This window comes from Xenorhabdus aichiensis (assembly GCF_028598775.1).
Classification (GTDB): domain Bacteria; phylum Pseudomonadota; class Gammaproteobacteria; order Enterobacterales; family Enterobacteriaceae; genus Xenorhabdus; species Xenorhabdus bovienii.
This window is the reverse complement of record NZ_JAQRFO010000013.1, coordinates 43227-68807: the sequence shown is the minus strand read 5'-3', so window position 1 is coordinate 68807 and position 25581 is coordinate 43227. Positions and strand designations below refer to the sequence as shown.

General features: G+C 46.2%; 24 protein-coding genes. 2 read left to right on the top strand and 22 right to left on the bottom strand.

Annotation, left to right across the window (positions count from 1 at the left end):
- Positions 1-9: 9 nt before the first annotated feature.
- Both lipA and lipB read right to left on the bottom strand, forming a co-directional pair.
- Entirely contained in the window at positions 10-975 is a 966-nt protein-coding gene (gene lipA, locus PSI22_RS08185) for a lipoyl synthase (RefSeq protein ID WP_038180165.1), read from the bottom strand.
- A 117-nt stretch (positions 976-1092) separates the two neighbouring features.
- Positions 1093-1740 carry a lipoyl(octanoyl) transferase LipB gene (gene lipB, locus PSI22_RS08180; RefSeq protein WP_273579345.1) on the bottom strand — a complete coding sequence of 216 codons (648 nt, stop codon included), beginning with the start codon at positions 1738-1740 and terminating at the stop codon, positions 1093-1095.
- A gap of 170 nt (positions 1741-1910) precedes the next feature.
- Here lipB and PSI22_RS08175 point away from each other — a divergent pair, with 170 nt between their 5' ends.
- The gene (locus PSI22_RS08175; protein ID WP_273579323.1) at positions 1911-3371 is read left to right on the top strand and encodes a TrkH family potassium uptake protein; all 1461 of its coding nucleotides are present in this window, start codon (positions 1911-1913) and stop codon (positions 3369-3371) included.
- Between the two features lie 154 nt (positions 3372-3525).
- Positions 3526-4452 (top strand): siderophore-interacting protein, encoded by a 927-nt coding sequence (locus PSI22_RS08170; RefSeq protein ID WP_273579322.1) that lies wholly within the window; start codon positions 3526-3528, stop codon positions 4450-4452.
- Between the two features lie 87 nt (positions 4453-4539).
- Here PSI22_RS08170 and ybeD read toward each other — a convergent pair whose 3' ends face one another.
- From ybeD to miaB, 20 genes are all read right to left on the bottom strand, one after another.
- Positions 4540-4803 (bottom strand): DUF493 family protein YbeD, encoded by a 264-nt coding sequence (ybeD, locus tag PSI22_RS08165; RefSeq protein WP_012989589.1) that lies wholly within the window; start codon positions 4801-4803, stop codon positions 4540-4542.
- Between the two features lie 109 nt (positions 4804-4912).
- A complete protein-coding gene (gene dacA / locus PSI22_RS08160; RefSeq protein ID WP_273579321.1) occupies positions 4913-6121 on the bottom strand; it encodes a D-alanyl-D-alanine carboxypeptidase DacA in 1209 nt (402 codons plus the stop codon).
- A 181-nt stretch (positions 6122-6302) separates the two neighbouring features.
- Positions 6303-7349 carry an endolytic peptidoglycan transglycosylase RlpA gene (rlpA, locus tag PSI22_RS08155; protein ID WP_273579320.1) on the bottom strand — a complete coding sequence of 349 codons (1047 nt, stop codon included), beginning with the start codon at positions 7347-7349 and terminating at the stop codon, positions 6303-6305.
- A gap of 12 nt (positions 7350-7361) precedes the next feature.
- The gene (gene mrdB / locus PSI22_RS08150) at positions 7362-8474 is read right to left on the bottom strand and encodes a peptidoglycan glycosyltransferase MrdB (protein WP_273579319.1); all 1113 of its coding nucleotides are present in this window, start codon (positions 8472-8474) and stop codon (positions 7362-7364) included.
- Between the two features lie 8 nt (positions 8475-8482).
- Complete coding sequence (mrdA, locus tag PSI22_RS08145) at positions 8483-10378, bottom strand: peptidoglycan DD-transpeptidase MrdA (RefSeq protein WP_273579318.1); 1896 nt, start codon at positions 10376-10378, stop codon at positions 8483-8485.
- Between the two features lie 36 nt (positions 10379-10414).
- On the bottom strand, positions 10415-10885 hold the full coding sequence (rlmH, locus tag PSI22_RS08140; protein WP_273579317.1) for a 23S rRNA (pseudouridine(1915)-N(3))-methyltransferase RlmH: 471 nt from the start codon (positions 10883-10885) through the stop codon (positions 10415-10417).
- A gap of 2 nt (positions 10886-10887) precedes the next feature.
- On the bottom strand, positions 10888-11214 hold the full coding sequence (gene rsfS / locus PSI22_RS08135; RefSeq protein WP_080516005.1) for a ribosome silencing factor: 327 nt from the start codon (positions 11212-11214) through the stop codon (positions 10888-10890).
- Positions 11215-11309: 95 nt separating this feature from the next.
- Positions 11310-11990 carry a nicotinate-nucleotide adenylyltransferase gene (gene nadD, locus PSI22_RS08130; RefSeq protein WP_273579316.1) on the bottom strand — a complete coding sequence of 227 codons (681 nt, stop codon included), beginning with the start codon at positions 11988-11990 and terminating at the stop codon, positions 11310-11312.
- Entirely contained in the window at positions 11974-13014 is a 1041-nt protein-coding gene (gene holA / locus PSI22_RS08125) for a DNA polymerase III subunit delta (protein ID WP_273579315.1), read from the bottom strand. The genes nadD and holA overlap by 17 nt, the downstream gene beginning before the upstream one ends.
- A complete protein-coding gene (gene lptE, locus PSI22_RS08120) occupies positions 13011-13556 on the bottom strand; it encodes an LPS assembly lipoprotein LptE (protein ID WP_038180207.1) in 546 nt (181 codons plus the stop codon). The genes holA and lptE overlap by 4 nt, the downstream gene beginning before the upstream one ends.
- A gap of 32 nt (positions 13557-13588) precedes the next feature.
- Positions 13589-16171, bottom strand: coding sequence for a leucine--tRNA ligase (gene leuS / locus PSI22_RS08115; RefSeq protein WP_273579314.1), 2583 nt, complete (start codon positions 16169-16171; stop codon positions 13589-13591).
- 198 nt (positions 16172-16369) lie between these two features.
- Positions 16370-17095, bottom strand: coding sequence for an amino acid ABC transporter ATP-binding protein (locus tag PSI22_RS08110; protein WP_273579313.1), 726 nt, complete (start codon positions 17093-17095; stop codon positions 16370-16372).
- A complete protein-coding gene (gene gltK, locus PSI22_RS08105; protein ID WP_038180119.1) occupies positions 17095-17769 on the bottom strand; it encodes a glutamate/aspartate ABC transporter permease GltK in 675 nt (224 codons plus the stop codon). The genes PSI22_RS08110 and gltK overlap by 1 nt, the downstream gene beginning before the upstream one ends.
- A 4-nt stretch (positions 17770-17773) precedes the next feature.
- On the bottom strand, positions 17774-18514 hold the full coding sequence (locus tag PSI22_RS08100; RefSeq protein WP_273579312.1) for an amino acid ABC transporter permease: 741 nt from the start codon (positions 18512-18514) through the stop codon (positions 17774-17776).
- Between the two features lie 154 nt (positions 18515-18668).
- Complete coding sequence (locus PSI22_RS08095) at positions 18669-19562, bottom strand: amino acid ABC transporter substrate-binding protein (RefSeq protein ID WP_038196099.1); 894 nt, start codon at positions 19560-19562, stop codon at positions 18669-18671.
- Positions 19563-19992: 430 nt separating this feature from the next.
- Positions 19993-21522 carry an apolipoprotein N-acyltransferase gene (lnt, locus tag PSI22_RS08090; protein WP_273579311.1) on the bottom strand — a complete coding sequence of 510 codons (1530 nt, stop codon included), beginning with the start codon at positions 21520-21522 and terminating at the stop codon, positions 19993-19995.
- 10 nt (positions 21523-21532) lie between these two features.
- Positions 21533-22411 (bottom strand): CNNM family magnesium/cobalt transport protein CorC, encoded by an 879-nt coding sequence (gene corC, locus PSI22_RS08085; protein ID WP_038196074.1) that lies wholly within the window; start codon positions 22409-22411, stop codon positions 21533-21535.
- 73 nt (positions 22412-22484) lie between these two features.
- A complete protein-coding gene (gene ybeY, locus PSI22_RS08080) occupies positions 22485-22952 on the bottom strand; it encodes an rRNA maturation RNase YbeY (protein ID WP_038180101.1) in 468 nt (155 codons plus the stop codon).
- Positions 22949-23995: a PhoH family protein gene (locus PSI22_RS08075; RefSeq protein WP_038217532.1), complete on the bottom strand. Its 1047-nt coding sequence runs from the start codon at positions 23993-23995 to the stop codon at positions 22949-22951. Before PSI22_RS08075 ends, ybeY begins: the two co-directional genes overlap by 4 nt.
- A 24-nt stretch (positions 23996-24019) precedes the next feature.
- A complete protein-coding gene (gene miaB / locus PSI22_RS08070) occupies positions 24020-25450 on the bottom strand; it encodes a tRNA (N6-isopentenyl adenosine(37)-C2)-methylthiotransferase MiaB (protein ID WP_038180093.1) in 1431 nt (476 codons plus the stop codon).
- Positions 25451-25581: the final 131 nt, after the last annotated feature.

The following is a 25581-nucleotide window of genomic DNA, read 5'->3' as shown; positions in this document are numbered from 1 at the left end:
GGCGGCAGGTTATTTGACTTCCATACCTTTGGCCTGCATATCAGCATGATAAGAAGAGCGGACAAATGGACCACAGGCAGCATGGGTAAAGCCCATTTCCAGTGCGGCTTCTTTCATCTCGTCAAATTCAGCCGGGCTGACATAACGCTGGACTGGCAGGTGATGGCGACTTGGCTGTAAATATTGGCCTAATGTCAGCATGGTGACACCATGACGACGCAAATCGCGCATCACTTCTAAAATTTCTTCGTTGGTCTCGCCCAATCCCACCATCAAACCTGACTTGGTTGGGATATTTGGATGAGTTTCCTTGAATTTTTCCAGTAGCTTCAACGACCACTCGTAGTTAGCACCTGGGCGAACCTGACGATATACCCGTGGTACGTTTTCCAGATTGTGGTTAAATACATCAGGTGGTGTCGCTGTCAAAATTTCCAGCGCACGATCCATGCGGCCACGGAAATCAGGTACTAGTGTTTCGATTTTAATTGATGGGTTTTTTTCGCGAATGGCAGAGATACAGTCGGCAAAATGCTGTGCGCCGCCATCACGCAGATCATCACGGTCAACAGAGGTGATCACGACATAACGCAGAGCCATATCTTGAATGGTTTGCGCGAGCTTGGTGGGCTCATTGGTATCTGGTGCAGTCGGGCGACCATGTGCCACGTCGCAGAATGGGCAGCGACGGGTACAAATCGCACCAAGGATCATAAAGGTAGCTGTTCCGTGGTTAAAGCACTCGGCTAGGTTAGGGCAGGAGGCTTCTTCACAGACGGAATGCAAACCATTTTTGCGCATTGCCGCTTTGATGCCCTGAATGCGGCTGGAATCCGCAGGAAGTTTGATTTTCATCCACTCAGGTTTACGCAAGAGTGCTTCACGTTCTGTGGCCACTGTTTTTACAGGGATCAGAGCCATTTTATCTGCGTCGCGATATTTGACACCGCGTTCCATCTGAATTGGTTTACTCATAATCGTGCCGGTTCCAGTTATATTCTTCAGATTTTGATTTATTGTCTAATCCCTATATCAGAGCCATCAGATCAATAAATCCATTCAATTTTTTTTGAAAAATGTTAAAAAATTATATCATCTTTCATCGATTAGTTGAAATCCCAAGATCCGGCAGAATTTTTCCACCAGAACAGGTTGTACATCTTCAACCGTTACCTCTGCTACGAGGTGACTGAGTTGAGTCATCTGCATTCCCGCATAACCACATGGATTAATGCGTAAAAATGGCTGTAAGTCCATTGCAATATTCAGTGCCAGACCGTGGAAAGAGCACCCTTTACGGATACGCAGCCCAAGTGAACATATTTTGTTGTTTTGGACATAAACACCCGGCGCATCTGGACGGGCATGCGCTTCTACACCAAAATAAGCCAAGGTTTCGATTACGGTATTCTCGATTGCGGTCACCAACTGGCGCACACCAATTTTCGCCCGTTTCAAATCGACTAAGACATACATGACTTGTTGCCCAGGGCCATGATAGGTTACTTGGCCGCCCCTGTCGGATTGAATAACGGGAATCTCACCTGGTGTAAGCACATGCTCGGCTTTACCTGCCTGACCTTGCGTAAACACTTTTTCGTGCTGGACGAGCCAAATTTCATCGGATGTTTCCGCAGTACGCTGCTCAGTAAACTGGTGCATAGCATCAGAAACTGGTTCGTAAGGCTGGATACCCAGCTGGCGTAAAATAACGGTGTTATGTTGCAATGGGAACTTCATCATTCGTTAACAAAAATTACCCGCCAGTATAACGTCCTAAAAGGATTCCCACCAGTTTGAGAATGCTTTAATGCAATAATATTGTTAATTAGACGAATATATTTAAATTTTATATTATGATGGTTATATATTTCGATGATTTCTCCTTTAATCTCTGTTTGAGCTAACAGATGGTCAGAAAAAACCAACTCCTGATTGTGGGGCATCTTTGTAGTTTTCTGGTGCTTCTTTACAGCCTCTCTATGTTGCTGCCTATTTTTGTTGCACTATTTTATAAAGAAAAAAGTGTGTTTGCCTTTTTTGAGACGTTGCTTATTGGATTGAGTGCCGGAAGCGTTGGTTGGTATTTTACCCGCAAAACTAAGGCACAACCCAGTACCCAAGATGGATTTCTTATCATCGTGTTGTTCTGGCTGCTCTTTTCACTGCTCAGTGCTTTGCCTTTTGTCCTTGATAAAAGCCTGAATATCAACCTTGTGGATGCGGTGTTTGAAGGTGTGTCGGGTATCACAACGACGGGGGCAACGGTACTGAATGATGTGTCTGCATTACCCAAGTCTATTCTCTATTATCGTGCACAGCTTAATTTTATTGGTGGATTGGGAGTTATCGTGCTGGCTGTTGCGATTCTGCCTTTGCTCGGTATTGGTGGGGTAAAACTCTATCAATCAGAAATGCCTGGTCCTTTTAAAGAAGAGCGCCTGACCCCTCGCCTTGCCGACAGTGCTAAAAGTTTATGGCTGGTTTATCTGCTGTTGGGTGCTCTATGTTCGGTGAGTTTTAAAGTAGCGGGAATGTCGTGGTTTGATGCCGTTTGTCATGGAATTTCGACCGTTTCTTTAGGTGGATTTTCGACCCGCAATGAAGGCCTTGGTTATTATGACAGTGCAGCTATTGAAATGGTGGGGGGCATTTTCTCGGTATTGGCGGCAGTCAACTTTACGCTCTATTTTGTTGCACTGACACGCAGAAGCCTAAAACCACTGTTGAAAAATGCCGAACTGAAATTTTTTCTGCTGGTGCTGGCGGCGGTAGTTTGCATTATCTGGCTGGAGTTATATCGCTCGGGTATGTATGGTATGAAGGAAGCCTTCGTTCATGGTTTTTTCATGACCAGTTCCATGATGACCGATAATGGCCTGGCGACTTCAGATTATGCCCAATGGCCTTCCCACACGATATTGATGCTGTTAGCAGTCAGTTTCTTTGGGGGCTGTGTGGGATCGACGTGTGGCGGTATTAAGGCACTCCGTTTCCTGATCCTGGCAAAGCAGAGTATCAGCGAAATTAATCAGCTTGTTCATCCGAATGCCATTTCAACGATTAAAGTTGGCCAGTCTTCGGTTCATGAAAGGGTACTGCGCTCGGTCTGGGGTTTTTTCTTTTTGTATGTCTTTTTCAGCTGTTTCTTTATCTGGGCATTGAATCTGTTGGGTTATGATTTAGTGACCTCGTTTGCTACCGTTGCTGCCTGTATCAATAATATGGGAGTCGGTTATGGCGCAACCGCGCAAGGTTTCGGTGATCTTGATGCTGTCGCGAAATGGATGATGTGTGCGGCCATGTTATTGGGGCGTCTTGAAATTTATCCGATCCTGATCCTCTGTTCGAAGGCATTCTGGCGTTTTTGAGGTGGCAGTGAACACGAGCTGGTTGTGTTCGTTACATCATTAATGATATTGATAATTATTATCAAAATGATATTGATTTAAGATATTGCTTAAAGTATGTTGACTCATATTTTATCAATAAAGAGATAACAAGCCTTTTTGTTAATATAATATTATGTCTTCAACCTACTCTATTTTTACTCTGTTCTTAAAAGAACGAATCTTGGTATCACCATCCATATTACGCTGTGTTTTCCAAGGGCCTGACGTACACAGGATGCGGAGATATGCACCTGATCAACGTATTAAATTACTGTTTCCTGTTCAAAATAACCCTGCACTAAAGTTAGAGGGTGGGGAAGAATGGCGTCGTGATTACATGGCGATACCTAAAGAGCAGCGTCCATTGATGCGAACTTACACATTGAGAGCGTTACGAATTGAAAAGCACGAAATGGATGTTGAGTTTGTTCTGCATGGAAAAAACAGTCCGGTATCCAATTGGTTATCCCATGCAAACCTGGGGGATACACTCCAAATTGTTGCTCCGATGGCAGGTTTGGATGGCTGTATGGAAAATAGCGTGGGAGGGTGTGAATGGGATCCTCCTGAGCACATGTGTCAAACACTCCTGATCGCCGATGAGACTGCCTTGCCAGCCGCTTTGGGTATCCTCGAACAATTAGCTCAGCGTGATAACCCACCTTATGTTCAGGCATTCTTTGAAGTTCCTGAGCAAGGGGATTGTGTCAATGTAGAGCATTTCACATTTGCTGATGTGTTCTGGTTGCCCCGAGAGACTGAAGGAAAGTATCAGTATGGTAAACGGCTGATAGAGGAAGTTTCCCGGCACGTCACTATTCCAGAATCAGCGTTTATCAAAGAACAAGCTCTGGATGAGAAGACCACATCAGAGGGTGAGTTATGGGAAAGGGCGACAAGTGAAAATAATGAGGCTCGTTTTTACGGTTGGATTGCAGCAGAATCCTCTGTGGTAAAGAAACTGCGTCAGTATTTGCTTCAGGAACGTCATTTAGATCGTTCATTAATCAATTTCATGGCGTATTGGTCGAAATCTTCATCTAAGGATGATCACGCATGATTTGATGAATTTCATCATGAATTGTAGCTTTTAAAATGCCCCGACTGGGGCATTAAATACTTAATCAATCACGTTGTGGCTGTTTAATCACAGAACCACTCGCACCAGCTCCAGATTACCTAACTCTTCATACAGCGTTTCAACCTGCTCAATATGTGTGGCATTGATAGTGATGGAAACCGAGTGGTAATTACCTTTGCTGCTTGGTTTCACAACTGGGGAGTAATCGCCCGGCGCATGGCGCTGAACCACTTCAATAACTTGATCCACCAGCTCAGGTTGAGCTAAGCCCATCACTTTGTAAGTGAATGAGCAGGGGAACTCAAGCAGTTCATTTAATTTTGTTTTCATGGGCACTCCTAGTTTACTTGCCACGGCAACGTGGTAGTTTTTGCCGTGGCGTGATTATTTTCTAACAATTAGTGACTAATATAAGGTTCAATGCTTACCTTTCAAGGGATCAACCAAACCAATGATGGAACATCAATTTGATGTAATCGATCATACGGCTGAAGAAACCTCCTTCTTTGATTTCCTGCATCACGACCAATGGACGTTGTTCAATGGTTTTACCATCAAGTTGGAAGTTGATAGTACCGACGACTTGATCTTTGGCAAGTGGGGCATGTAGTTCGGTATTGTTCAATACGTAGCTGGCTTTCAGATCTTTCAGGCGGCCACGGGGAATAGTCAGGTAAACATTTTTATCGACGCCCAGTTGTACCTTATCAGCATCACCAAACCAGACTGGTTCTGAGGCAAATTCTTTACCCACCTGCAATGGCGAGACCGTTTCGAAGAAGCGGAAACCCCAAGTCAGCAGTTTTTTGCTGTCGGTTTCACGGCCTTTGAATGTTGGGCTGCCCATGACGACAGAAATTAGGCGCATATTACTTTCGGTGGCGGAAGAAACAAGGTTATAACCGGCGCCACTGGTGTGGCCAGTTTTGATGCCATCCACATTCAGGCTTTTATCCCATAGCAGCCCGTTACGGTTAGGCTGATGGATATTGTTGTAAGTAAATTCTTTCTCTTTGTAGATTGCATACTCATCCGGTACATCACGGATCAGAGCCTGACCAATCAGTGCCATATCATGGGCAGAACTGTACTGACCTGCTGCATCTAGGCCATGGACAGTCTCAAAGTGTGTGTTTTGCAACTCTAGATTCTGCACATACTTATTCATCAGGTTGACGAATGCATCTTGACTGCCTGCCACATAGTCAGCCATTGCGACACAGGCATCATTACCGGATTGCAGGTTGATACCACGGGAAAGCATGGCAACAGAGACTTGATCGCCGGGTTTCAAAAACATCAGTGAGGAGCCTTTAAACACCGGATTGCCCGTTGCCCAAGCATCCTTACCGACGGTAACAGTGTCATTCGGACCGATTTTCCCTGATTTGATGGCTTGACCAATCACATAGCTGGTCATCATCTTCGTCAAACTGGCGGGATCACGTCGGATATCCGAATTTTTTTCTGCCAATATCTTGCCTGAATTGTAATCAATCAGAATATAGGCTTCTGCATCGGTTTGAGGAACGCCGGGGATCATGGTTTTGAAATTATCATCCGTGTTGGCGAATGCAGAAGCGCTGGCAGCCAGAGCGATGCCTAAGGTGGCATTTTTAATAAAACGGGAAGTAGCTATGTATTTCATGATTGATTAGGTAGCATCCGTGAGAAAGGGATTGATAATAAGCGACATAATAACAAATGACAAAAAAGCTGACATTAAACAAAATTGAGTGAGTTGAAGGTTTACACTTTTTTACCCGGTTGTTTTTTACCCATCTGCTGATATTGACGGAATTGTCGAATATCAGCAGATGATTGGCTAGTCAGGGGGCAACAATAAAGGAGGATTGATGCATCTGGTCAGTCAATTTCTTTTGCAGTTCCGTTGCTTGCTGGCGGCTGCTGAGAGGCCCCAGTTGAACGCGATGGACATTGCCAAATTGCATAATACGGCCTTGTACATTAAAGCGCTGGCTTAATGATTGTTGCCACTCTTTGGCTTTCTGTTCAGAACTAATGGCACCAACTTGTACCATGAAACCGCCCGTTGATGTGGCGGCAGGTTCAGGTGTCACGGGGGGAGTCGCAACAGGTTCAGTCTGTGGCTGCAATATCCATTTTGTCTCTGATTGCTTTGGTGCAGATGGTGTTCCCACGGGCGGTGACGTGAGAAACGGATTTTCTGTATTCCCAGACAGATTCTGCTCAGCAGCAGGTTGGCCCACAGTATTTTGCTCTGCGATATTCTGTTCAGATGGGCTGCTCATCATGGCTGGTGCGCCAATATTGGGCCTGTCAGGTAAAGCATAACTTTGTTTGACGATAGTCGCGCCTTCTGTCCCCAAGCCAGAAACTGATCCATCAGGTGCAACTTGAATTCCATCCAGTTTGACTCTGCTTTGTGGCATCAGATTCAGGCGTTCCGCCGCCGCCCGCGATAATTCAATGATTTTTCCCGGCTTATTATCAGGGCCACGGTCATTAATTCTGACAATTATCATGCGCCCGTTGCTCAAATTAGTGACCCGCACATAGCTTGGAATAGGCAATGTGGGGTGTGCCGCCGTTAAAGCATAAGGACTGGCTCGTTCACCGATTGCTGTCAGTTTTCCATTCGCTTCTTCACCGAACCCACTGGCATAACCCGTCTGGGTGAAGTTAGCTGAGTCCTGCACGATGCGATAGGATTGCCCATCCCTTTGATAGTCTTGGTTGGCACTTGGGTGATAAGGCTCATATTGAGGTTCTGCACCCAATACCTCACGGGTTGGAACAGGAGGAATGGAGGAGTCCTCCCTTTCATTACCTGTTGTTGTACAGCCTGATATCAGTACAGCCACGATGCCGAGTATAAGCCATTGTTGACGCATGAAACCTCTTCCTTATAAACTTTTGGACAATAACTTGCGATGCGTATGTATTGACATGATAATGCCGAATCCCGCCATTAAGACAATTAATGCCGAACCGCCATAGCTAATCAGCGGCAGGGGAACACCGACTACAGGCAGGATACCGCTCACCATGCCGATATTTACGAAGACATAGACAAATAGAATTAGTATTAAACCACCCACCATCACCCGACCAAAAGTATTTTGTGCTCTGGCGGCAATAATCAAACCCCGTATGATGAGCAGTAGATAGAGAGCCAGCAAGACAAGAACACCCACCAGCCCCAGTTCTTCAGAGAGAACAGCGAAAATGAAATCTGTATGGCGTTCAGGTAGAAATTCCAATTGCGACTGTGTTCCTTGTAGCCAGCCTTTGCCAAATTCCCCTCCTGAGCCAATAGCGATTTTAGACTGGATGATGTGATAGCCCTTACCCAGAGGATCACTTTCAGGATCCAGCAGCATCATGACTCTGGCACGTTGGTAGTCATGCATTAAAAAGAACCACAATATCGGAAGAAAACAGGCAATCAATAAAATGGCAATGGTGATTAACCGCCAGTTCATTCCTGCCAGAAACAAAATGAATACACCAGAGGCGGCAATCAGGATAGAGGTTCCCAAGTCTGGCTGTGCGGCGACCAGTAGGGTAGGCAAGAATGTCAGAATCAGTGCAATCCCCGTATTTTTCAATGAGGGAGGGCAGAGATCACGGTTCATGAAACGGGCAACCATCAAAGGAACGGCAATTTTAGCAATTTCCGATGGCTGAAAGCGCACAATGCCCAGATCCAGCCAGCGTTGTGCACCCTTACTTATGTGCCCAAAAACATCAACAAGGACTAGTAGGAACACGCATCCAATATAAAGATAAGGTGCCCAGTTCTCGTATATGCGTGGCGGGACTTGAGCCAAGACGATCATGACTATCAGCCCCATGATAACCTGACCGACTTTACGCTCCATCATGTCAACGTCTTGCCCACTGGCACTCCACATAATGAAAAGACTGTAGACTAACAATGCCAGAATGCACAGCAGCAGTGGGATATCGATATGTACTCTGGTCCAGAAAGGAACCTTTTTCTGAGAGTCTGTCATGGCGTTACTCAATTAGCTTGTGTTCCGGTTACGGCCGGAGCCGCAACGGGAGTGATGCGCTCGCTATCCTTGATTAAAATATGATCCAGAATTTGACGAATTATCGTTCCAACCGCGGGTCCTGAGCCGCCGTTTTCCAGAATAATAGAAATGGCAACCGTTGGGCTGTCATAGGGCGCGAAGGCTATCATTAGTTTGTGGTCACGCAGATGTTCTGCCAGTTTGCTTGCATTATAGGTTTCATAGCTGAATACCTGTGCGGTGCCCGATTTTACGGCTGCTTTGTATGGTGCACCGGCAAAGAACCTGCGTGCGGTGCCGTTTGGGGCATTGGCGACACCGTACATGCCATCTTTGGCAATTTCCCAGTAGCCGGAATGGATATCACCAATCGAATGATTTACAGGAGGTTGGTAAGGATGCATTTCGCCATTCACGCGAGTACCCAGCAAGAAATGTGGCGTTTTTACTTCGCCATCATTGATTAATATCATCAGAGCCTTCACCATCTGCATAGGGGTGGCTGTCCAGTATCCTTGACCGATGCCGACAGAAATGGTGTCACCTTGATACCACGGTTTTTTATAGCGTTTCACTTTCCATTCTCGGGTTGGCATGTTGCCGGGAGTTTCCTCCCTCAAATCAATACCTGTAAATTGACCATAACCAAACCTTGACATCCATTCGGAAAGCCTATCGATGCCCATATCATAGGCTAGTTGATAGAAAAAAGTATCTGCCGATTCAACGATAGATTTATGCACATTCAGCTTACCGTGTCCCCAGCGTTTCCAGTCACGATAACGTTTTTCTGAACCGGGTAGCTGCCACCAGCCGGGATCGAATATCGTGGTGTTCTTTGTGATGATATCGCTACTCAGTGCCGCAGAGGCAATAAAAGGCTTAACCGTTGATGCCGGTGGGTAAGCCCCTTGGGTTGCGCGGTTAATTAGCGGACGGTTAGGGTCGTTGAGCAGATTTTTATAATCCTTACTGGAAATCCCATCCACAAACAGGTTGGGGTCATAGCTTGGGTTCGATACCATTGCCAACACTTCCCCAGTACGAGGATCAGTGACCACGACAGCAGCACGGCTGGTCGTCAGGATTTGTTCAATATAGTTTTGCAGATTCAAATCTATCGACAGGTAGATATCTTTACCAGCCTGTGGGGGTTGTTCATGTAACTGGCGGATCACCCTGCCCCGGTTGTTGACTTCAACTTCTTCATAGCCGGGTTTGCCATGCAGAGTTGATTCATAATAACGCTCAATGCCCAGCTTACCGATATCATGGGTAGCTGCATAGTCAGCGAGAATACCCTCTTTCTCAAGCCGTTCTACGTCCTTGTCATTGATTTTGGCGACATAACCAATCACGTGGGTGAGAGCGGAACCAAAAGGGTACTCGCGACGCTGATAGCCCTTGATTTCCAGTCCTGGAAAACGATATTGGTTGACGTAAAACCGAGCAACCTGTACTTGGTTCAGAGATGTTTTCAAAGGAACGGAAGTAAAACGACGTGCGCGTTGACGTTCTTTCTTGAAGTTTTCTATATCTTCATCGGTCAGGTCAACTATGGAGCGCAACTCATCCAGAGTTTTGTCAAGATTATCGATTTTCTGTGGAATGATTTCTAATTGGTAAATAGTGCGGTTAGTCGCTAATGGTGTTCCATTACGGTCATAAATGATACCCCGACTTGGGGCAATGGGAACGAGCTTAATGCGGTTCCCATTTGAGCGGGTCTGGTAATCTTCGTGGCGAATGATCTGGAGATTATAAAGATTGGCAATCAGAATCCCCGTTAAAATGATAATGCCAATGAACGCCACGAGTGCACGGCGCATAAAAAGGGCTGATTCAGCCGTATGATCGCGAAAAGGGGTTCGTTTATTCTTCATCCCATTGCCAGAATTCACGGTGATAGATTACCCAATTTATTCCCGATGGTAAGGGTGATTAGTCGTGATACTCCACGCCCGATAAAGGCTTTCAGCAACCAGAACCCGTACCAGAGGGTGTGGCAGCGTCAGTGGAGAAAGTGACCAACTTTGCTCTGCGGCAGCTTTGCAGGCCGGAGCCAGACCTTCTGGGCCACCAATAAGCAAACTGACATTTCTGCCGTCCTGTTTCCAGCGTTCGAGCTGTTGTGCTAACTGCGGGGTATCCCAACGAGATCCGGGAATATCCAGTGTCACAATGCGGTTGCCTTTGCCGACAGCCGTCAGCATTTGTTCGCCTTCTTTTTCAAGAATACGTTTGATGTCAGCATTTTTACCTCGTTTCCCTGCTGGGACTTCAATCAGCTCAAAAGGCATGTCCTTGGGAAAACGGTGCAAATAATCGATAAAGCCGGTCTGAACCCAGTCCGGCATTTTTGTTCCTACAGCGACCAATTGTAACTTCAAACTCAACTCCAGAGTTTTTCCAGTTCGTACATGCGACGGCTGTCTTCCTGCATGACATGTATCATTATTTCGCCGAGGTCAACGACTATCCAGTCTGAGATGCCTTGCCCTTCAACACCCAGCGGCATAATTCCGGCTTCGCGGCAGTCATCAACCAGATTGTCTGCCACGGACATCAGGTGACGGGTTGATGTGCCAGTGCAGATCACCATGCAGTCGGTAATACTGGATTTTCCACGAACATCTATAGAAACAATATCCTGTGCTTTGGAATCTTCAAGTTTATCAATAACAAATTTTTGTAGTTCTGTGCCTTGCAAAAGGATCACCTTAATTTCATCAAATTGGTTGAATAATGCAGAATAATAGCATGCCAATCTCTGTAAAAGTAAGCGACTCAGCGGCAAATCACAGTATGTTTTCGTTATTGTCGATATAGTCCCCGTGAATCGATATAATTTTGTATCGCTGGAGGCAGTAAATCATCACAACTCAGCCCTTGCTGATGGCGTTGACGAATATCAGTTGCTGAGATGTTTAATAACGGAGTAGCAGCCAGATAAATACAACCATGTGGTTTTTGGCTCAATGATATTGGAGTGTCAATTTTGTGCTGTTCAAGCCATTTCTGCATATCTGAGGTTGAAAGTTGGCTTTGATAACCCGGACGTGAGCAGACCAGAAGGTGGCAGATACCCAGTAATTCTTCCCATTTATACCATGTATGGATGGATTGCAGTGAATCCTGTCCGATGATGAATGCCAGTGGCCGTTGCTCGCCGACTTCTTGACGAAAGGATTTCAGCGTTTCTATCGTATAAGAGGGCGTCTGACGTTCCAGTTCACGGGTATCGACGGTAAAAAGCGGGTTGTCCTGTACGGCCAGACGAACCATCTCCAACCGTTGACTGGCGGTTGCTTCAGGTTGTGGGCGATGTGGCGGAACATGGTTTGGTAGTAAAATGACCTGTTTTAGCCCTACCTGTTTCGCTAATGCCTCCACAGGGCGCAAGTGACCATAATGAATGGGATCGAATGTGCCCCCAAACAGTGCCTGAATAATCGGGGAGCTCGGGGCTATTGTTGAATCAGTGGAATGAAGCATTCAAGAAGCTCTCTGGTAATGTTTTTCCGCATAACAGCATGGAAAGCGTTTCCAGGTCAGCCCAAATAGATTGGCCATAATCCTGTTTGACACACAGTTCCATCTGGATCAGCAAATGTATGGCTGATTGCAGATCTTGCAGTGACAAGCGCTGTAGTGCGGCTGTCAGCAGTGATCGACGGTTTTGCCAAACTTTGTGTTGATCAAACAGTGTCTTCAAAGGGGTCGTCTTATCCTGACGTTTGAGGATTAACAGCAGCATTAGCTCCCGTTGTATAGTGCGAAGCAGGATGACCGCCTCAGTATCTTCTTGTCGAAGTTGTTTCAGTATATGCCACGCCCGTTTGATTTTGCCTGCCAGCAGGGCATCAACCCAGTGATAGGGGGCAAAATGTGCTGCATCGTTGACAGCTTCTTCAACACGGGGAAGCGTCAGCCGATTATCGGGATGGAGCAGAGAAAGGCGTTCCAGCGCCTGAGCCAGTGCCAATAAATTTCCCTCATAGCAATAGCACAGTAGTTGGTTAGCTTCATCTTCCAGTGATAGCCCCATGCTTCTGGCACGTTGTGCCACCCATTGAGGAAGACGGTTTTGTTCAGGGGTCAGACAACTGACGTACACGCCATTTTGCCCAAGTGTTTTGAACCACGGGCTATTTTCCTGCGCCTTGGTGAGTTTGTGCCCACGTAATATCAATAAGATATCTGCGTGCAACAATCCAGACAGCTTGGTTAGTCGTTCTATCATTGCTGCATTTGGGCCATTTTCCGGCAGTAGCAGGGTAAGCGACTGGCGAGAGGAAAACAGGCTGAGTGACTGGCACAGGCTGAAGATTTCTTCCCATTCAGTATGGTTATCCAAAGAAAAGGTGAAATGCTCCAGAAAGCCATGCTGTTCAGCCACTCTGCGGATGCTGTCCTGACTTTCCTGCAACAGTAACGGCTCGTTGCCCCATAGCAGGTAATTGTTTCGCAGCCCTTCATTGAGCTGCGAAAGGAGTTGTTCAGGATAGAGTCGGATCATTGCTTTTGTGCAGTCGCTGCTTGCTGTTTTTCTTCAGTTTTCAAGAGTTCTGCACTGTGAACGGTCAGCAACTGGCGCATAAGCTGGTGGGCTGCTTGCTCGCGCATTTCCTGCTGAATCAGTTCATTTTCCGCATCCTTTGCCAGTGCCTCCAGCGGGTTATCGAAGAAAGAACGATCAACCCTTGCTCGCAATGGATAGATACCGCCATTCGGCATGAGTACTTGGGCATCAACGTACAGTACTAATTGACGTTCCGCCGCTTTACCATCCTGAAATACAGAAGCAGTCTCTTTGTGCTCATTAGAACCCAAGAGTTTCAGGATCGGTACTGAGGCATCGCCACGTTCAACAATCTTGACATCGTTCAGACGAAGTTGCTGGCGTACTGCTCTGGCCAGAGGCCCGTAGGGATCACCTGAACTTAATTGTAATGTTTGAAGTTCTTTTGGTACCTGTGTTGTGCCACGAAGATGAAAACCACAGCCAGCGGTGACCAGCACCGCTAACCCCAGAAACAACGTGAAAATACCATGCCGCACATTATTTCCTACCAAAATATGGACTCCTGTTATCAGCCGACGACCAGATTCAGCAATTTGCCTGGAACATAGATGACTTTACGAATACTGACGCCTTCAAGGTATTTCGCAACGCTGTACTCTTTTGCCGCCATCTCTTGGACATACTCTTTTGTCGCATCTGCGGGTACGGTAATGCGACCACGAACCTTACCGTTAATCTGGATGATGACCAACTTGGTATCATCCACCATTGCCTGCTCATCAGCCTGTGGCCATGCAGCAGTGTCAATGTCGCTTTCATTACCAAGTTCTTTCCACATCACGAAACAAGCGTGTGGCGTGATAGGGGAAAGCATACGCACAACCGCAGTCAGTGCTTCCTGCATTAAAGCGCGATCCTGCTCGGTTTCCTGTGGGACACGAGTCAGCTTGTTCATCAGCTCCATGATAGCCGCAACTGCAGTATTGAATGCTTGACGACGGCCGATATCATCGGTGACTTTCGCAAGGGTTTTATGTAAGTCACGACGCAAATCTTTCTGTTCAGTCGTCAGGCTGGCGATATCCAGCGGCTGGGTTGCTCCTTTGCTGCTGTGTTCATACACCAGGCGCCAGACACGTTTAAGGAAGCGGTTAGCGCCTTCTACGCCAGATTCTTGCCATTCCAGTGTCAGTTCTGGTGGCGCAGCGAACATCATGAACAAGCGAACGGTATCAGCGCCGTATTTATCGACCATAATTTGTGGATCGATACCGTTATTTTTGGATTTAGACATTTTGCTCATGCCAGTATAGACCAGCTCATGACCGTCTTGATCCACCGCCTTCACGATGCGGCCTTTATCATCACGCTCAACAATCGCGTCAGCTGGGGATACCCAGACTTTTTCGCCGCTGTTGCCGGTGTAATAGAATGCATCTGCCAGAACCATACCTTGGCACAGCAGGCGTTTGGCTGGTTCGTCAGAATTGACCATCCCAGAATCACGCATCAGCTTGTGGAAGAAACGGAAGTACATCAAGTGCATGATGGCGTGTTCAATACCACCGATGTATTGATCCACTGGCAGCCAATAGTTAGCGGCGGCCGGATCGAGCATACCTTTGTCATAATCTGGGCAGGTATAGCGTGCGTAGTACCATGATGATTCCATGAAAGTATCGAAAGTATCGGTTTCACGCAGCGCTGGTTGACCATTGATAGTCGTTTTGGCCCACTCAGGATCTGCTTTGATTGGGCTGGTGATGCCATTCATCACAACATCTTCTGGCAGGATAACTGGCAGTTGATCTTCTGGAACAGGAACGACAGTGCCATCTTCCAGTGTCGCCATTGGAATTGGCGCCCCCCAATAACGTTGACGGGAAACACCCCAGTCACGCAGACGATAGTTAACCTTACGGTTGCCAGCACCCATCTCGACCAGTTTATCTGCGATAGCATTGAAGCCTTCTTCATTGCTCAGTCCACTGAATTCACCGGAATTAACCAGTGCATTTTTATCAGTAGCTGCGCCTTCCTGAACAGTTGGCACATTGCCGTCGTTGTCCAGAATGACGGTTTTCATTGGCAGGCTGTACTTGGTTGCAAATTCCCAGTCGCGCTGATCATGGGCTGGGACTGCCATCACTGCGCCTGTACCGTATTCCATCAGAACAAAGTTAGCGACCCAGATAGCAATTTTTTCGTTGGTCAATGGATGAATTGCGAACATGCCTGTTGGCACACCTTTTTTCTCCATAGTGGCCATATCAGCTTCGGCAACTTTGGTATTGCGGCATTCGTTGATGAACTCAGCCAGTTCAGGATTATTTTCCGCTGCCTGTTTTGCCAGAGGATGGCCAGATGCAACAGCGACATAGGTCGTTCCCATGAATGTATCTGGGCGAGTCGTATAAACCGTCAGTGTTTCCTGACTGTCAGCCACATTAAAGGTAATTTCAACACCTTCTGAACGACCAATCCAGTTACGCTGCATAGTTTTGACCTGCTCTGGCCAATCTTCCAGCTTATCCAAATCGTTCAGCAGTTCTTCAGCGTAATCAGTGATTTTGATGAACCACTGAGGGATCTCTTTGCGTTCAACCTGGCTATCACAGCGCCAGCAGCAGCCGTCAATAACCTGTTCGTTAGCCAGAACGGTCAGGTCATGTGGACACCAGTTGACGGCAGAGGTTTTTTTATAAACCAGACCTTTCTCGTACAGTTTGGTGAAGAACCATTGTTCCCAGCGGTAGTATTCTGGCGTACAGGTTGTGACTTCACGATCCCAGTCATAACCGAATCCCAGAGTTTTCAGCTGGGCTTTCATGTATTCAATATTGGAATAGGTCCATGGAGCAGGTGCGGTATTATTTTTGACCGCAGCGCCCTCTGCTGGCAGACCGAATGCATCCCAACCGATAGGTTGCAGGACGTTTTTGCCAAGCATACGCTGATAACGGGAAATCACATCACCAATGGTGTAGTTACGGACGTGGCCCATATGTAGTCGGCCAGAAGGATAAGGTAGCATGGACAGACAATAGTATTTTTCTTTGTTGCTGTCTTCTGTCACTTTAAAAGTTTGCTTCTCTTGCCAGTGAAGCTGTACTTGTCGCTCTATGTCTTCTGGACGATATTGTTCTTGCATGGCACCGATAATCCTATGGTGAGTAATAAAGCTGCGCCTGTAACGCGCATAGTTTGTTTATGAAATCTAAGACCTCATAGCATAGCTGATAAGGGATAGGGGCAACAACACTTGTTAAAGTGAGATCGCTGAAATTTACCTATTTTCGAAGCAGATTAAGGTCGGCGGAAGTCGTGTTATCCGCCGACAGGGAGAAAATCAGTGTAGAATTTTCGCCAGAAAATCACGGGCGCGTTCTGATTTAGGGTTGGCGAAGAAATCTTCTTTTTTGCTGTCTTCGACAATTTTTCCTTCATCCATGAAGATGACGCGATGAGCCACTTTTTTGGCAAATCCCATTTCATGGGTCACAACCATCATGGTCATGCCTTCATTAGCCAGCTTAACCATGACATCCAGTACTTCATTGATCATTTCAGGATCAAGTGCTGAAGTGGGTTCATCAAACAGCATGGCGATGGGATCCATACAGAGTGCACGGGCAATGGCGACACGCTGTTGTTGACCGCCAGAAAGCTGTGCGGGGAACTTATCAGCATGACTGGTCAACCCGACTCGCTCCAAGAGTTTCAACGCTTTTTCGGTGGCGGTTTTTTTATCGCGTTTCAAAACCTTAATCTGAGCCAGTGTCAAGTTCTCAATGATTGATAAATGGGGAAACAACTCAAAGTGCTGGAACACCATGCCAACCTTAGAACGCAATTGAGCCAGGTTGGTGCTTTTATCATTGACCGGTGTGTTGTTTACCCGAATTTCACCCTGCTGGACAGGTTCAAGGCCATTAACCGTTTTTATTAGTGTGGATTTACCGGAACCCGAGGGGCCACAGACCACGACTACTTCGCCCTTTTTGACTTCAGTTGAGCAGTCAGTCAGAACCTGAAATTGGCCATACCACTTGGATACATTTTTCAGGGAAATCATCAAACAGTCCTTTTCTTTAAATAGTTAACTAGCATGGAAGCGGCAAAGCTAATCACAAAATAAACAACGCCGGCAAACAGAATCATTTCAATCTGAGTACCGTCGCGCTCACCTATATTCGTTGCTGTACGGAAAAAATCAGCCAGACTCAGTACATATACTAGCGATGTATCTTGAAATAATACAATGCCTTGCGTTAACAGTAATGGGATCATTGCGCGGAATGCCTGTGGCAGGATAATCAGACGCATACTTTGCATGTGGGTCATACCCAGCGCCAGCGCAGCAGATGACTGCCCCCGGGAAATACTCTGAATACCCGCCCGAATGATTTCGGAGTAGTAGGCCGCTTCAAATAGCGAGAACGCTACCATTGCAGAAATTAAACGGATATCGGTTTTTGGTGATATACCTAGAACATTTTGTAATAAATTCGGCACAATCAAGTAGAACCACAGCAATACCATCACCAGTGGAACTGAGCGAAAGAGGTTGACATACAGGGTGGCAAACCAGCTCAGTATTTTGATAGAAGATAGGCGCATCATTGCCAGCAAGGTTCCCCAAGCAATGCCAATGATAATGGCTATCACGGTAATTTTGGCGGTTATCACCAATCCATTCAGTAGAAATGGCAAGCTGGGAATAATGGAACTCCAGTCAAACTGATACATTTTTCTATCTCCCCCCCAGATTGCCTGGCAAGCGCACTTTTTTCTCAAGCAGAGTCATGGCAAGCATGATCACCAGATTGATGCCAACGTAAGCTAGTGTGATCGCCGTAAATGATTCATAAGCATGTGCCGAATAATCGAGTAATTTACCTGCCTGTGCTGCCATGTCCACCAGACCAATGGTGGAGGCAATAGCAGAATTTTTTACCAGATTAAGCATCTCTGAGGTCATCGGAGGGATAATGACACGATAGGCGTTTGGCAGCAGGACATAGCGGTAGGTTTGTGGCAGAGTCAGGCCCATGGCCTGGCCTGCGGCTTTTTGCCCCCGTGGCAGTGACTGGATGGCCGCTCGAACCTGCTCGCAGATACGGGCGGCAGTAAATAGCCCCAGACAGATTACCGAGGAAATAAAAAATTGAATATTGGGGTCCAGTTCCATCTTGAACCAATTACTCAAATTTTTGGGCAGGAATTCTGGTACCACCAGATACCATATAAAAAACTGGACGATCAAAGGAACATTGCGGAACAGCTCAACATAACAAGCGCCTAGTGTTGCTAGAAATTTGTTCGGAACGGTGCGGAGGATACCGAACAACGATCCAACAACGAGCGCAATAACCCAAGCGCAGACGGAAAGTGCAATCGTCACCTGAAACCCAGAAATAAGCCACCCCAAATAGGTGGTATTACCAAAAGGGGCAGCTTGTAGAAAGATGCCCCAATTCCAATCAACAGACATAATCGTGCTCCCTGAAATGGGGTTGGCTGTCACGCCTAAAACGTTCTATTAGTGGTAATTCATTGACTCAAAAGAACAGGCTAAAAAAATGAGGTAGGGAACGACTACCTCACCCCCATCGTGCCAATAAAATCGAGTGTTTTTAGTTAATTCCTTAATTCAAAGCCTTATCATTTGGTGATTTAAATAAGGTCTTCATCTCATCTGACATGGAGAAGTTCATATTCAGTTTTTTAGGTGGAATCGGTTGTTTAAACCAGAGATCAAAGAGTTTTTCTGCTTCACCGGAGGTCTGTACTTTCACAATCGTGCCATCAATCAATTTCTTGAATTGAGGATCATCTTTGCGCAGCATACAGCCATAAGCTTCTTCTGATTGTGGTTTACCAACAATGATCCACTGATCAGGTTTTTTCGCTTTAGCGCGTTCACCCGCCAGCAATGCGTCATCCATCATGAAAGCGACAGCACGGCCTGATTCCAGAGTACGGAATGAATCACCGTGGTCTTTGGCACTGATTATGCGCATCTGCATTTGCTTCTCGTCATTAAGTTTGTTCAGCAGAATTTCAGATGTTGTACCGGAAGTAACGACAACATGTTTCCCGGCCAGATCGTCAAACCCTTTTATTCCTGAATCCTTATTGGTCAGCAGACGAGTACCGACGACAAAGATAGTGTTGGAGAATGCAGCTTGTTTTTGGCGCTCAAGGTTATTGGTGGTAGAGCCACACTCAAAATCATAAGTGCCGTTTTGCAGCAACGGAATGCGGTTTTGGGAGGTAATCGGGATTAGTTTGACTTGCAGGTTGGGCATATCCAACTTTTTCTTGACGGCATCAACAATCAAGTTGGAATAATCTTGAGCATAGCCGACAACGTTTTGTTGATTATCGTAATAAGAAAATGGAACAGAAGATTCTCTGTGTCCAACAACGATAATCCCATTGTCTTTGATTTTTTTCAGTGTTCCAGTTAATTCCTCAGCATGGGCAGCTCCTACCGCGCTAAGCAACATCATGGTTAACATCAACTTACGCATATACAGCTCCTTTATCGGGTTATTCTTTGAAGATTGGGTTTGCTTGCAGATAGTGGCGTTTACATTTTTGTAGAAACGATTTCCTGAATCTTTTTGTTTATATGCTGTAAAAAAGTAATTCATAATGTTAGTTTTTTGAAACCATAATGTTTCTGTTTCGCGACCTGCCTCGCACTATAAATAAACAATTTTACTTATGTACGATTAAAGAGAAAATAATTTTGAACTCTGTTCACAGTTTGTGTTTTTTAGGTCAATGTATTTATTTTTGATTGTAATTAAGAATAATATAAAGTGTATTGGGTTAAGTGTGTGGTAAAAATAATAAATTATGCCGCTTGGTTGGAATTTTCTGTGGAATGAATGAGGCATAGAGAAGATCAGGGTATAAATAATATACCCTGATCTTTTATTGAGGGATCTACTGAATAGGAAATTAAGTTCGGCGGCGGTTGCTTATCAATCCGAAGCCAATGAACAGTAGTGCTAATCCCCATACCGGCCAATAACCAAAGCGAAAATAAGGGGTGCTGCCACTAGCTGGAGTAACCTTAGCTTCCAACACTTGACGGGTAAACTGTGGAAGCTTGGCTTGTATTGAGCCATCTGGCCTGATAACCGCAGTAATACCGTTATTTGTTCCTCTAAGCAATGGGCGTCCCAATTCAAGAGAGCGCATTCGTGCCATTTGGAAATGTTGCCACGGGCCAATAGAGCGTCCGAACCAGGCATCATTAGAAATTGTCAGCAAAAATTCAGTATCGGGCTTGAAATTATCACGTACTTGCTCGCCCAAAATAATTTCATAGCAGATTGCAGCAGTTATGTTATGCCCTGCTACAGAAAGCTGTGGCTGTATATAATCACCACGATTGAAGGAAGACATTGGCAAATTGAAGAAGGGGGCCAATGGGCGCAATATTGACTCCAGCGGAACAAATTCACCGAACGGAACGAGATGATGTTTATCATAGCGGATCGATGCCGGATATCGGTAAGGTGTTTTATCTCCCAACACGATAATACTGTTATAGAATTTATAGCCTTCCAATGTGGGACGAGCATCAGGAATTCCGGTAATCAGGCTGGTATTACGCTGTCTTAACAAAGAATCCAGTTCGGTCAGGAAATTACCTTGAGTGATTTCGTAAGCAGTAATGGCAGATTCCGGCCAGATGATGATGGGTATTTTACCGATGAAAGGACGGCTATTATTTAGATAGATGTCCAGCGTATTTTCCAGTTCTGAGGGATTCCATTTTATGACTTGGGGAATATTGCCCTGAACCAGTGCGATATCGGCAGATTTCTCTGGCAGTAGGGTATACCACTGATAATATTTCATTGGCCACGGCAGCAGCAGCAGAATAACCGCGGCGATAGCCAGTGAAAGTTTTTTCCGGATAGTGGCAAGCACCAGCAGACCACTGATCATTAGCATCAGGAAGGTGATGCCTTCCACCCCCAGAATAGGGGCAATAGCTTTCATTGGGCCATCGATCTGGCTGTAGCCAAATTGCAGCCATGGAAACCCAGTTAATACCCAACCACGCAGGAATTCAGTCAATTGCCATAGTGCTGGACTGGCAACGACCAGCCTGAGCCCGTTGGCGGCCGGAAAAAAACGGTTGAGCAGGCCAGCAAACAGAGTGGGATAAAGAGCGAGATAGGCAGATAGCAGTATAACCAGAAAGATATTGACGACAGTGGGCATGCCGCCAAAATTCGCGATGCTGACATAAACCCAGTTTGTACCACTGCCAAATAAGCCAAATCCCCAGCAGAAGCCAATAAAGAGAGACTGTCGAGTGGTTCTGTTGAGTGTCAGAATTTGCAGGCCGAAAAGGGACAGGAATGCAGCAGGCCAGAAATCAAAAGGTGAAAAAGCCAGTGTTCCACTGGCTCCTAAGAAAAGTGCCAGCAAGGCGCGTAGCCGCTGGCAACTCAATAATGAGGCTTTGTTCATCCAGATCCTATTATTGTTTATCAAGGCCAGGAACGTCAGCATCATCCGGTATTTTGACATGAACCTGAATGATTTTCCGGCTATCTGCCATTGCTACTTTGAAAAGATAACCATTTATGTCGATAGATTCACCCCGGGAAGGTAGATGACCAAATGCCTGCATCACTAGCCCACCGATGGTATCCACTTCTTCATCGCTGAAATTGGTGCCGAAAACATCGTTGAAATCTTCGATTTGAGCCAATGCCCGTACTGAATAAGTATGGCGGCTTAAGGCACGAATATCGTTATCTTCATCATCGTCGTATTCGTCTTCTATTTCGCCCACAATCAGTTCAAGAATGTCCTCTATCGTGACCAGACCGGAAACACCACCGAATTCATCGATTACAATTGCCATATGGTAACGCTGGGAGCGGAACTCTTTCAGCAGGCGGTCAACACGTTTGCTCTCTGGCACCACAATAGCCTGACGCAGCACTTTATCAATGCTGAAAGGCTCTGCATTCGTGCGCATGAATGGCAGAAGATCTTTTGCCATCAAAATGCCTTCGATGTGATCTTTGTCCTCGCTGATTACAGGGTAGCGTGAGTGAGCCGAATCGATAATCACATCCAGACATTCGTCCAGAGGTTGATTTCGTTTTAAGGTAACGATTTGTGAGCGAGGGATCATAATGTCACGCACGCGTTGGTCAGCAATATCCATTACCCCTTCGAGCATCTCTCGAGTATCGGGATCGATCAGATCGTTCTGTTCAGAATCACGGATCAGTTCAACCAAATCATGACGGTTTTTCGGTTCACCGTGAAAAAGTTGATTAAGAAGCGCAAGAAAGCCTTTCTTAGGGCCAGGGCTATCGTTATTTGAAGGATGGTCGTCGCTCATGGCGTTTGAATGAAAATTCCCCATTAATTAATATTGTAAATCGTAATTTTTAGCATAAAAATGATGCTAACGGTTATTCTTTTTCCGCTAAATAGGGATCAGCATAACCCATTTTTTGTAGAATTTCTGTTTCCAGAGATTCCATTTCTTCTGCTTCATCGTCTTCGATATGGTCGTATCCAAGCAGATGGAGAGAACCGTGAATTACCATGTGTGCCCAGTGTTCTTCAACTGTTTTTTGTTGTTCCTCTGCTTCTTGTTCAACAACTTGACGGCAGATGATTAAATCACCGAGCAAAGGTAATTCCACTTCAGGCGGTGCTTCAAACGGAAAGGATAACACATTGGTTGGTTTATCTTTCCCGCGATAAGTGAGGTTTAAATCGTGGCTTTCTGCCTCATCGACTAGGCGGATTGTTACTTCACTTTCTGCTTGAAATTGTGGCAGAACACTCTCCAGCCAGCGCTGGAAAAGGGCTTCATCAGGAAGCCCTTCTGGGTTTTCACATGCAATTTGTAAATCTAATATAACTGAATTCATTGTGCTTCCTGCTTGCGTTTATCATTAAGCTCTTGTTTCCGTTTCTGTTCCGCAGATTCCCATGCTTCATAGGCGATAACGACTTTGGCGACCACAGGATGACGGACAACGTCTTCGCTATGGAAGAAATTAAAGCTTAATTCATCAACTTCAGACAAGACTTCTACTGCGTGGCTAAGGCCGGATTTCTGGCCTCTTGGCAAGTCAATCTGAGTCACGTCACCGGTAATCACCGCTTTGGAATTGAAGCCAATGCGGGTTAAGAACATCTTCATCTGTTCGATGGTGGTATTCTGGCTTTCGTCGAGAATAATAAAGGCATCATTGAGGGTACGTCCACGCATATAGGCCAGTGGAGCCACTTCAATAACATTTCTTTCGATCAACTTCTCAACTTTTTCAAATCCCAACATTTCAAACAGGGCATCGTAAAGCGGACGCAAGTAAGGATCGACTTTCTGGCTCAGATCGCCCGGTAGAAACCCCAGCTTTTCACCCGCTTCAACCGCTGGACGGGTTAGCAGGATACGGCGAATTTCCTGACGTTCCAGTGAATCAACGGCGGCGGCAACGGCCAGATAAGTTTTCCCTGTCCCTGCGGGCCCAATTCCAAATGTAATATCATAATCAAGGATATTGGCAATGTATTGTGCTTGATTGGGCGTACGGGGTTTCACAACACCCCGTTTGGTTTTGATATTCACAGCCTTGCCATAGTCAGGAATACTTTCTGCCGATTGTTCCAGCACGCGGCTTTCTGTGATGGCCAGATGAATCTGTTCAGGTTCAAGAACTGGGATCACGCTGCGGACAGGTGCGGTTTCGACGTAAAGATGGCGCAGGATACCGGCTACTGCACTGACACACAGTGGTTTACCCACCAGTTTGAAACGATTGTCGCGGCGGCTGATCTCGATTCCAAGACGACGCTCAAGTTGTTTCAGATTGTCATCAAGTGGGCCACACAGACTCATCAGCCGTTGATTATCTGCGGGTTCCAGAAAGATCTCTTGTGTTGCTACTTGTGAGTTTATTTGTGTCACTGATTATCTCTATGTTAGGACCTGTTAAGGCTGATAAATGCCAACGCCGATTTCATCTTCCTTGCGGGTACGGGCGATGACTGACTCAGGTGACTCATGGATGCGCAAATTCATCTCATCTTCAGTACGGATAACTTTACCGCGCAGGGAGTTGGCATACACGTCAACAATTTCGGCATCAACGAACTTGCCAATCATGTCAGGCGTTCCCTCAAAGTTAACCACGCGGTTATTTTCAGTACGGCCGGAAAGCTCCATGATATTTTTGCGGGATGTGCCTTCAACCAGAATACGCTGTGTACTGCCAACCATTGCGCGGCTGAAGCTCATGGCCTGCTGGTTGATACGCTGCTGGAGCAGATACAGGCGCTGTTTTTTCTCTTCTTCACTCACGTCATCCGGCAAATCGGCCGCAGGGGTTCCCGGACGTGCTGAATAGATGAAGCTGAAACTCATGTCGAAATTCACATCGGCAATCAGTTGCATGGTTTTTTCGAAGTCATCCTGTGTTTCACCAGGGAAACCGATGATGAAGTCAGAACTGATCAGAATGTCAGGACGTGCTTTGCGCAGACGGCGGATGATACCTTTGTACTCCAGCGCGGTATGTGCACGTTTCATCTGGGTCAGGATACGGTCAGAGCCACTCTGTACGGGTAGGTGCAGATAGCTGACTAACTCCGGTGTGTCTTCGTAGACCTCGATAATATCATCAGTAAATTCAATTGGATGGCTGGTGGTGAAACGAATACGATCAATACCATCAATGGCCGCGACCAGACGCAGTAATTCCGCAAATGTACAGATATCCCCGTCGAATGTTGCGCCTCGGTAGGCGTTGACGTTCTGACCGAGCAGGTTAACGTCACGTACGCCTTGTGCCGCAAGCTGGGCAATTTCAAACAGAATATCATCACAAGGACGGCTGACTTCTTCTCCGCGGGTGTAAGGAACGACGCAGAATGTACAGTACTTATTGCAGCCTTCCATGATGGAGACGAATGCGCTCGGGCCTTCTGCCCGAGGTTCTGGCATTCGGTCGAATTTTTCGATCTCAGGGAAGCTGATATCAACTATTGGGCTATGGGTGCCTTTCACATGATTAATCATTTCAGGCAGGCGATGCAGGGTTTGAGGCCCGAAGATAATATCAACGCTAGGAGCGCGCTGGCGGATGAAATCCCCTTCCTGAGAGGCAACGCAGCCGCCGACACCAATAATAATTTCGGGATTTTTGTCTTTTAGACCCTTCCAGCGTCCGAGTTGATGGAAGACTTTTTCTTGGGCTTTTTCACGGATTGAACAGGTGTTCAGGAGTAAGATATCTGCTTCTTCGGCGACATCGGTTAACTGATAACCGTGAGTGGTTTCCAGTAGGTCGGCCATCTTGGATGAATCATATTCGTTCATCTGACAGCCCCAAGTTTTGATATACAGTTTTTTTATCGTCGACATTTTATGTATCCGGTATTTCCAGTGAAATGTTGCATCAACACTGAAAAGCGCAGTGTATTGAACATAATGTATTTAGCATAATATTACAGGCTATTGTAGTCATTTGAGGCACCAGTGACCAGACTGTAACA